At 35.7% G+C, this 8,532-nt stretch carries 6 protein-coding genes and 1 rRNA gene; 2 read left to right on the forward strand and 5 right to left on the reverse strand.

Annotated features, from left to right (window positions below; translation table 11 throughout):
• Positions 1-348 precede the first annotated feature (348 nt).
• On the forward strand, positions 349-1,308 hold the full coding sequence (fmt, locus tag AC5YDH_RS14505) for a methionyl-tRNA formyltransferase (protein WP_496120513.1): 960 nt from the start codon (positions 349-351) through the stop codon (positions 1,306-1,308).
• Positions 1,308-2,612, forward strand: coding sequence for a 16S rRNA (cytosine(967)-C(5))-methyltransferase RsmB (gene rsmB / locus AC5YDH_RS14510; protein ID WP_496120514.1), 1,305 nt, complete (start codon positions 1,308-1,310; stop codon positions 2,610-2,612). Before fmt ends, rsmB begins: the two co-directional genes overlap by 1 nt.
• A 62-nt stretch (positions 2,613-2,674) precedes the next feature.
• On the opposite strand, the gene AC5YDH_RS14515 is transcribed toward rsmB, so the two are convergent.
• From AC5YDH_RS14515 to rrf, 5 genes are all read right to left on the reverse strand, one after another.
• Complete coding sequence (locus AC5YDH_RS14515) at positions 2,675-2,782, reverse strand: methionine/alanine import family NSS transporter small subunit (RefSeq protein ID WP_496120515.1); 108 nt, start codon at positions 2,780-2,782, stop codon at positions 2,675-2,677.
• A gap of 1 nt (position 2,783) precedes the next feature.
• The gene (locus tag AC5YDH_RS14520; protein WP_496120516.1) at positions 2,784-4,268 is read right to left on the reverse strand and encodes a sodium-dependent transporter; all 1,485 of its coding nucleotides are present in this window, start codon (positions 4,266-4,268) and stop codon (positions 2,784-2,786) included.
• A gap of 549 nt (positions 4,269-4,817) precedes the next feature.
• Entirely contained in the window at positions 4,818-6,263 is a 1,446-nt protein-coding gene (locus AC5YDH_RS14525) for an aldehyde dehydrogenase family protein (RefSeq protein WP_496120517.1), read from the reverse strand.
• Between the two features lie 372 nt (positions 6,264-6,635).
• Positions 6,636-7,985 (reverse strand): aromatic acid/H+ symport family MFS transporter, encoded by a 1,350-nt coding sequence (locus AC5YDH_RS14530; RefSeq protein ID WP_496120519.1) that lies wholly within the window; start codon positions 7,983-7,985, stop codon positions 6,636-6,638.
• A gap of 434 nt (positions 7,986-8,419) precedes the next feature.
• A 5S ribosomal RNA gene (gene rrf / locus AC5YDH_RS14535) occupies positions 8,420-8,532 on the reverse strand; the annotation flags it as partial.

An 8,532-nucleotide genomic window follows, 5' to 3' on the forward strand; every position in this document is an offset into this window, starting at 1 on the left:
AGTTTTAAAAAGTAAAAATAAATAAATTATTTAAAAAAATAAGAATAGCTGATTATTTTTTTGTGTTAATTTGTTATTTTTTTATTAAGCTAATCCTACAAAATACACCTTAGTTAATACATCCACATTGCAAAGAATGAATATTTCCCGAATAAATATCAGATGAATAAATTTATTATTTCAATTAACCTATTTGCACTTCCACCCAAAGTTACTAAGTTTTGAAATACATAATTTAAGTGACTTTACTTCTAATAAATAAGTAACAAATTCATTCAATTTCTAACACTTTCTACTTAGCATATTAAATCGCATATAATAAGTGCAATTTTTCGTTGGAATTGATGTGTGAAAATCATCTTTGCAGGTACGCCTGAGTTTGCAGCATCTGCTTTAGCTGCTTTAATGAATACAAATCATGAGATTGTTGCGGTATACACTCAACCAGATCGTAAAGCAGGGCGTGGACAAAAATTAACGGCATCTGCTGTTAAACAGCTTGCCTTAGAACACAATATTCCTGTCTATCAACCGTTGCATTTTAAATCTTCAACCGAAGAAGGTTTGGCTGCACAAGCAGAACTAAAAGCACTTAATGCTGATGTAATGGTTGTTGCTGCTTACGGTTTAATTTTGCCTCAAGTGGTTTTAGACACTCCTAAATATGGTTGCCTAAACATTCACGGGTCATTACTTCCACGTTGGCGCGGTGCAGCGCCTATTCAACGTGCTATTGCCACTGGTGATTCTGAAACTGGCGTGACCATTATGAAAATGGCAGCAGGTTTAGATACTGGTGACATGATGTTCAAAACAGTTTGCCCAATTGAAGCGACAGATACCTCTGCAAGCTTACATGACAAATTGGCAATACAAGGTGCAGAAGCAATTGTTCAAGTATTGGAAACAGAGGAAAGCTTACAAAAATATTTAAATGATCGTGAAGTTCAAGATGAAGCTTTAACCGTTTATGCACATAAGCTTTCTAAGGCAGAGGCGCAAATTGATTGGTCAATTCATGCAAAACAAATTGATTTAAATATTCGTGCATTCAATCCGTGGCCTGTAGCTTTTATTGTTTTAGATGAAAAAAATAACTTACGTGTTTGGAATTCACAAATCTCTTCCCTGACTACAAACAATGCTAAAATAGGGGAAATTCTTGCTATAGATAAACATGGTGTACATGTTGCCTGTGCAAATAATACTGTGATTACGCTCACATCTCTCCAATGGCCTGGGGCTAAACCTCTCAATGCCGTGCAAATTATGCAAACCCAAAAATTGAATATTGGACAAATTTTATAATGAAGCAATCTCCCCACGCCTCGGGTAAAAACCTCAATTTACGTGCTCAGGTTGTGAAAACTTTATTGGCTGTCCAAAATGGTCAATCGTTACAATCTGTATTAGCTCAGCATATGAATATTGTGTCGGATAAAGACCGTGCGCTTTATCATGAGCTCGTATTAGGTTGTTTACGTCAGTGGCATTCTCTTAAACAGTTAACATTGCCTTTACTTGCAAAACCATTAGAAAACCAAGTTGTAGAAACGTGCCTTTATCTTGGTTTATATCAATTGCTATGTACTCGAGTTGCAGCACATGCGGCAATTTCTGAAACTGTTGAAGCGGCTAAACAACTTGGCATGGAAAGTTTAAGTGGCGTGGTGAATGCGATTTTACGTCGTGCAACACGTGAAACTGAACAGTTTTATGATGTGCTTGAACAAGCACCAGGTTTACCAAGTTGGTTATCTAAGCGTTTGAAAAAAGATTGGCCAGAGCATTTGGCTGAAATTAGTTATGAACTTAAGCAAGTTGCACCACTTACTTTACGTGTAAATACACGCCAAGTTGGTCGCGATGAATACCTCGATATTTTAGAAGATGAAGGTATCGAGGCGCATCGTTGTGAAATTTCAGACGTAGGTATTGTAATGGATGAAAGTCTACACATTCCAAGCTTACCTGGTTTTGAAGCAGGTGGTTTTTCTGTTCAAGATGAACACGCTCAACTTTGTGCAACATTACTACCAAATTTAGACGATAAATTTGTTATTGATGCATGTGCTGCACCAGGCGGAAAAACAGCTCACATTTTAGAAACATTTGATGTACGCAAACTTATTGCACTTGACCAAGATGAAAAGCGTTTAAAACGTGTTTCTGAAAATTTAGAGCGTTTGGTTCTAGATGGTAAGCATATTGAAATTATCACTGCAAATGCTATAACGTGGAAATCACCTGAACAAGCAGACTGTATTGTACTTGATGCACCATGTTCTGCTATTGGTGTAATGCGTCGTCATCCTGATATTCGTTTACTTCGTCAATCTACAGATATTGCTAAAACGGTAGAACTACAAAAGCAAATTCTTGAAAATATGTGGCAACAGCTTAAAGTTGGTGGCACATTGCTTTATATTACTTGCTCAATTTTAAAAGCTGAAAATGAACAGCAAATGGTTGAGTTTTTCAAAAATCACTCAGATGCTAAAGAAGTTAAAATTGAAGCAGATTGGGGGATTGAACAAATTCACGGTCGCCAACTTTTACCACATGTTGGTCATGGTGATGGTTTCTATTACTGCCGTATTGAAAAGCTTTAATTTTAGATTTATTTAGATTAAGCCATAAAAAAGGAACCTTAACGGTTCCTTTTTTTTAACGATTACTCGTCTTCATCAGGATGTTTAATTAAATGCACTGTTGCCAAAATTAAACCACCCCAAAGTAAAACTGTTGAAATAATCAACATAACTGTTGCCGATGTATTCATCTTAGTTCTCCTCAGAATCTTTATCTTTTAAGCAACTAAATACAATTGCACCAATAATAAATACGGCAAGTACAGCACCTGCTACTGGCCATAATACTTCAGGAGCATAACCACCATAACCTTCAGTTAATACTGCTTTAAACGTTAAACCTAAAGCAACTAATAATGAAAGTGGTGTGATTACGGTCAGTAAGAAGTCCCAACCTTTACCCAGTTTAATACTTGAATATTGGTTAATATGATCTTTTAACTGCGCCAATAACGGACGACGGAACCAGCTTACTAACACAATAGAAAGTAAACCACCCAATACAATACCAATGTTATTCGCAAAGTAGTCAATAATATCTACAAATGTGATTGCACTTTTTGTTGAGAAAATAAGTGTTGAAACAATGGCAGAGCCACCAGCAACAATCGTTACGGCTTTCTTACGTGACCAACCTAATTTATCTTGGAAAGAGGCAATAGGTACTTCTAAAATACTTACCATAGAAGTAACACCAGCTACAGCAAGTGATGAGAAGAAGAGGAAACCAAATAAATCACCACCAGCACCTAAGCTTGAAATAATTTTAGGGAAGGCAATAAATGCTAAACCAATACCACCAGAAACCACTTCATTTACAGGTACACCAGAGCTATATGCCATGAAACCTAATGCAGCGAAAATACCAATACCAGCCAAAATTTCAAATGATGAGTTTGCCAATGCAACTACAACACCTGAACCTGTTAAGTTAGTTTTTGTTTTTAAATATGATGCGTAAGTCAACATGATCCCGAAACCAATAGATAACGAGAAGAAGATATGACCAAATGCAGCAAGCCACACTTTATAGTTGGTCATTGCTTCCCAGTTTGGTGTAAAGAAGGCATTTAACCCTTCAGTCGCACCTGGCAAGCGAACAGCTTGAATCACCATAATAGTGAATAAAACAACTAATAATGGAATGAAAATTTTGTTCGCAAGTTCAACACCTTTCTTTACACCGCCATATAAAATGAACATCGTAATTGCCCAAACAATTACCAATCCAAAGAATAGTGTTGGAACAAAACCAAACTCTAAACCTGTACCATTTTGTAAATACGTATTAAAGAAGAAGCCTTGTGTATCTTCACCCCATTTTTGACCAATAGAGTAATAAATATAACTACCAGCCCAAGACAATACGCTTGCATAGTAAATACCAATAATGAGCGTTACCATCACTTGCCACCAGCCCAAGGCTTCACTATTCATGAGCTTTTTATAGGCTGTTGGTGGTGCTTTTCGGAACTTATGTCCTACTGCATAGTCTAAGAATAATAATGGAAGACCCGCTGCGAAAATTGCAATTAAATACGGGATTAAAAATGCACCACCACCATTTTCATAAGCAACGTATGGGAAACGCCAGATATTACCAAGACCAACGGCTGAACCAATTGCGGCAATAATGAAGCCTGATCGCGCAGACCAATTTTCACGAGAATTTGTCATAAAACACCTAAATTTTGGGTACTCTCCTGCTGCTTGTTATTAGGATATTCGCAAGCAAAAAAGCGACCGCTTAAAATATTTTTTGTCCGATTTAGTTTTACGCCTTTTGAGCATCTTGTTCTAAATACCAAACAGAACACAGTCAAAATGCCTTGCTTAAAGTCCATTTTAAAATGCGTGTCTTATATGAAAACCACAATAACGAGTTTTTACTTATTTTTGTGCATTATTTGCAAATTTTTTAGTTTTTATAATCATTTTTATAATAAAGGATTAAAAATTAATCATGTTTTGCAAAATAACTTAAAAATTATAGAGTAGATTTAACACAAACTATAGTTTTACTTATCTCAACTCATACGATAGTGACCTATGATCTTATAATCATAAAGAATATTTGTTTACTGAATACCCCAAACCAATGTTGTGAGTAATTCAAAGACGAGATGTAATAACTAAAATTTTATTCTTATAAATTGTCATTATTCTTTTTCAATATCTGCAACCATATTTTTATAGTTGCAGATTTAAAGCCCTATATTTAAAAGATTACAGCTTTAGCGCTAAAACGCGTTCTTCTTGCATATCACGAATAGCAGATTGAATTCCTTCACGTCCTAATCCTGAATCTTTCACACCACCATATGGCATATTATCAACACGAAAAGATGGAATATCATTAATAATAACACCACCAACATGCAAGTTATTCCATGCATACATCATCTTATTTAAGTTCTGAGTGTATACACCTGCTTGTAAACCAAAACGGCTCGTGTTGATTTTATCTATACCTTGTTCAAAGGATTTATATTTTTCAATGATTGCAACAGGTCCAAAAACTTCATCTTTATAAACTTCAAGTGATTCATCTACATTTTCAAGAAGTGTTGGCTCGAACATCACACCTTTTACACTACCACCCGAAAGCACTTTTGCCCCTTTTTTAGTGGCTTTATCTACCCACTTTTTCAAACGAATGGCTTCAGCATCTTTAATCATTGGACCCACTAATGTTGTGTCTAAAGATGGATCTGCTGCTTTAATTTTTTTGAGCTTAGCAACTAATTTCTTCTTCACATCAGTATAAATATCAGCATGAACCAAAATACGCTGCACGCTAATGCAGACTTGTCCTGCATGGTTATATGCTCCACCAATAATTCGATCAATAAAAGCATCTGTTATTTCAGTATCAGGTTCAACCAATACAGCAGCATTACCACCTAACTCTAAAGTCACTTTTTTACGACCTGCACGAGCTTTCATATCCCAACCCACTACATCTGAACCTGTAAAACTCAGAAGCTTAAAGCGGTCATCTGTAACTAAAACATCTGCATGTTCACGTGGGCAAGGTAAAACTGAAAATGCTCCTTTAGGTAAGTCCGTTTCTGCTAAAACTTCAGCAATTTTAAGTGCTGAAATAGGCGTTAAACTTGCGGGTTTTAAAACAAAAGGGCAACCTGCCGCAATAGCAGGTGCAATTTTATGTGCTGTTAAATTGAGTGGAAAATTAAAAGGGCTAATTAAAGACACGGCTCCAATAGGAACTTGTTTTACAAAACCTTGATAGCCCGATGCTGCTGCTGTCACTGCTAGTGGTAGTAATCGACCATCATCTATTTGTGTAACAGCATCTGCGGCAATTTGAAAAGTATTAATTAAACGCTCTACTTCAGCGATTGCAGCATTACGTGGCTTACCGCCTTCAGCAATTAAAATTTCAGTTAACTCTTCACGCATTTCATTAAAACGCTTTACGCAGTGCAAAAGAATTTTTTGCTTTTGGAATGGCTCTAACGCTGCCATTGCCTTTTCTGCTTTTACCGCAGATGAAATAGCTTTTTGTATTGTTTTATCATCTGCTAATGCTACACGTGCAAATGTAGACTGTTTATATTTATCCTGCACATCTAACCATTTTTCAGTTTTGTAAGCCTTACCTGCAACATATAGTGGATAATCTTTGATATTTTGATTGCTTTCAGTCATTGCAACATCCTCATTCTTCAAAACATTTATATTTACTTGCCTTATATAATGCGCCTAGTTCTTTATCTCTTCATTAGTTTTAAGAAATATTTGATGTTTATACTATGTAAGTAAATTCGTACAGTTAATTCAGAAAATGTCGAATATGCACCATTTTTTATTTCTTTTATATTTAGCTCATACAGAGATAGGAAAGTCTCAATATAAAAACCAATAAAAAGAAAAACATAATAGACAGCAGGATGCTAGGTACAACAGCCGTTTACCTTTACTGAATATAAAGCCCCACTATCGAAAGATAGAGGGGCTTTTTCACTTTATTAATCACAATATAAAAAAGCCCCGAATTTCGGAGCTTTTTTACTAAGTTACTTAAACTTTTGCAGGGATCGTATTTTTTGCTTCAATTGTTTCTACATCTTTATCATTCATAATTAAAGCAACTGCAATTGCTGTAATTAATACAGGTAAACCTACTGCCATAAAGTTGAAATATGCAGGTAAGCTCATTCCCAATAATCCGCCAATTAAAATTGGACCGACAATTGCTCCCATACGACCAATTGCAGATGACCAACCAATACCTGTTGAACGCACAGCTAATGGATAATATTGTGCAACATAGCTGTATAACAACATTTGCGAACCAATAGATGCTGCACCAGCAAGGAAAACTAAGATATAAAGTAAAAATTGATTCGATTGAAAGCCCATTAAGCTCATCACAATCGCACCCATAATACCAAGGAACATTAATACAGGTTTAAGATGGAATCGGTCTGCTAAAATACCACCGCCAACAATACCAATCACAGCACCAATATTCATTACCATCATAAACATTAAGCTGTTGTCCATTGAATAGCCTGCAGCCATCATTAGTTTTGGCAACCAGCTACTTAATGCGTACATCGTTAATAAGCATGTAAAGAATGCAATCCAGAATAGAACCGTATTCACAGCACGTCCACGACGGAATAAGCTCACAACGTTAGCTGCTTCTGGAACATTTTCTTCAGGTAATGTAAATTGAGTCGTTTCAGTCACTTGAACATTTGGTGCAAGACGACGTACGATTTTCCGCGCTTCAGCTTGTCGATTTTCTTTTACAATAAATGAGATAGATTCAGGTAAAAATTTCCAAATCACTGGGAGTAAAAACAATGGAATACCCGCAATAAAGAACATAATTTCCCAACCAAAACTTGGGGTAAACCATGCACCCAATAACGCAGCCATTACACCACCAACAGCATAGCCACTAAACATGCCCGTCACTAACGTACTACGCATTTTCTTTGGTGCGTATTCTGAAGTCAAAGCAACAAGGTTTGGCATTACACCACCAATACCTAAACCAGCTAAAAAGCGTAAAATACCAAACTCTGTTGGATTTGATGCAAAACCGCCAGCAAATGTTAATCCACTGAATAAAACGATACAGATCATGATGACTTTCTTACGACCAATTTTATCGGCTAAAGAACCAAAAATCATCGCGCCAAACATCATCCCAGCCAAAGCAGTACTTGCCAACATTCCAGCTTGAACGGCACTTAATCCCCAATCTTCCATTAACAGTGGTAATACCACACCATTAATTGCCAAATCGTAGCCATCAAACAAAATAATGAGTAAGCACCAAGCAAGTACATTGAAATGAAATGGTGTAAATTTCGCGTTATCTACAACCGAATTTACATCAATTTTTTCCGTCATCATCGTTCTCATCTCCCATGAGTACTTGTCCATACTTAACAATACTTGTTAAGTTAAATTTCATTAAACAAAATATATGTATGAGAGAACCCAAACACAATAAGACCAAAGAATATGAGTATTTCTTTGTGAAATGCATTCTATCCTATTGTATTAAAAAGACTAATTTAATATTGAAATGACATGAAATTTGCTATTCATTACCATGATATTCGACTAATTGATTACATCTAAAAAATATAGATTAATTTTTTCATATAATATTTATTTCAAATAAGATGATATTTTTTAAATATAAGTTAATTTCTAGTTGAAGCATTTTAATAAAATATATGTGAATTTTACATTAATAAAATTTCATTTCATTACTTTTTCTTTTTCACATATAAAAAAACACCCCCTTAGGCATTAAGCTAAGGGGGTGTTTTGAATTAATGAGCTGGCGATGACTTACTCTCACATGGGTAACCCCACACTACCATCAGCGCTAAGAGGTTTCACTTCTGAGTTCGGGAAGGGATCAGGTGGTTCACTCTTGCTATTGTCGCCA

It is taken from the genome of Acinetobacter sp. FY683, from assembly GCF_059515885.1.

Excerpts from the sequence above, each read along its gene's own strand:
- AC5YDH_RS14525 (WP_496120517.1), bottom strand. The coding sequence starts at position 6,263 with ATGACTGAAAGCAATCAAAATATCAAAGATTATCCACTATATGTTGCA.
- rsmB (WP_496120514.1), top strand. The coding sequence starts at position 1,308 with ATGAAGCAATCTCCCCACGCCTCGGGTAAAAACCTCAATTTACGTGCT.
- AC5YDH_RS14520 (WP_496120516.1), bottom strand. The coding sequence starts at position 4,268 with ATGACAAATTCTCGTGAAAATTGGTCTGCGCGATCAGGCTTCATTATT.
- AC5YDH_RS14515 (WP_496120515.1), bottom strand. The coding sequence starts at position 2,782 with ATGAATACATCGGCAACAGTTATGTTGATTATTTCAACAGTTTTACTT.
- AC5YDH_RS14530 (WP_496120519.1), bottom strand. The coding sequence starts at position 7,985 with ATGATGACGGAAAAAATTGATGTAAATTCGGTTGTAGATAACGCGAAA.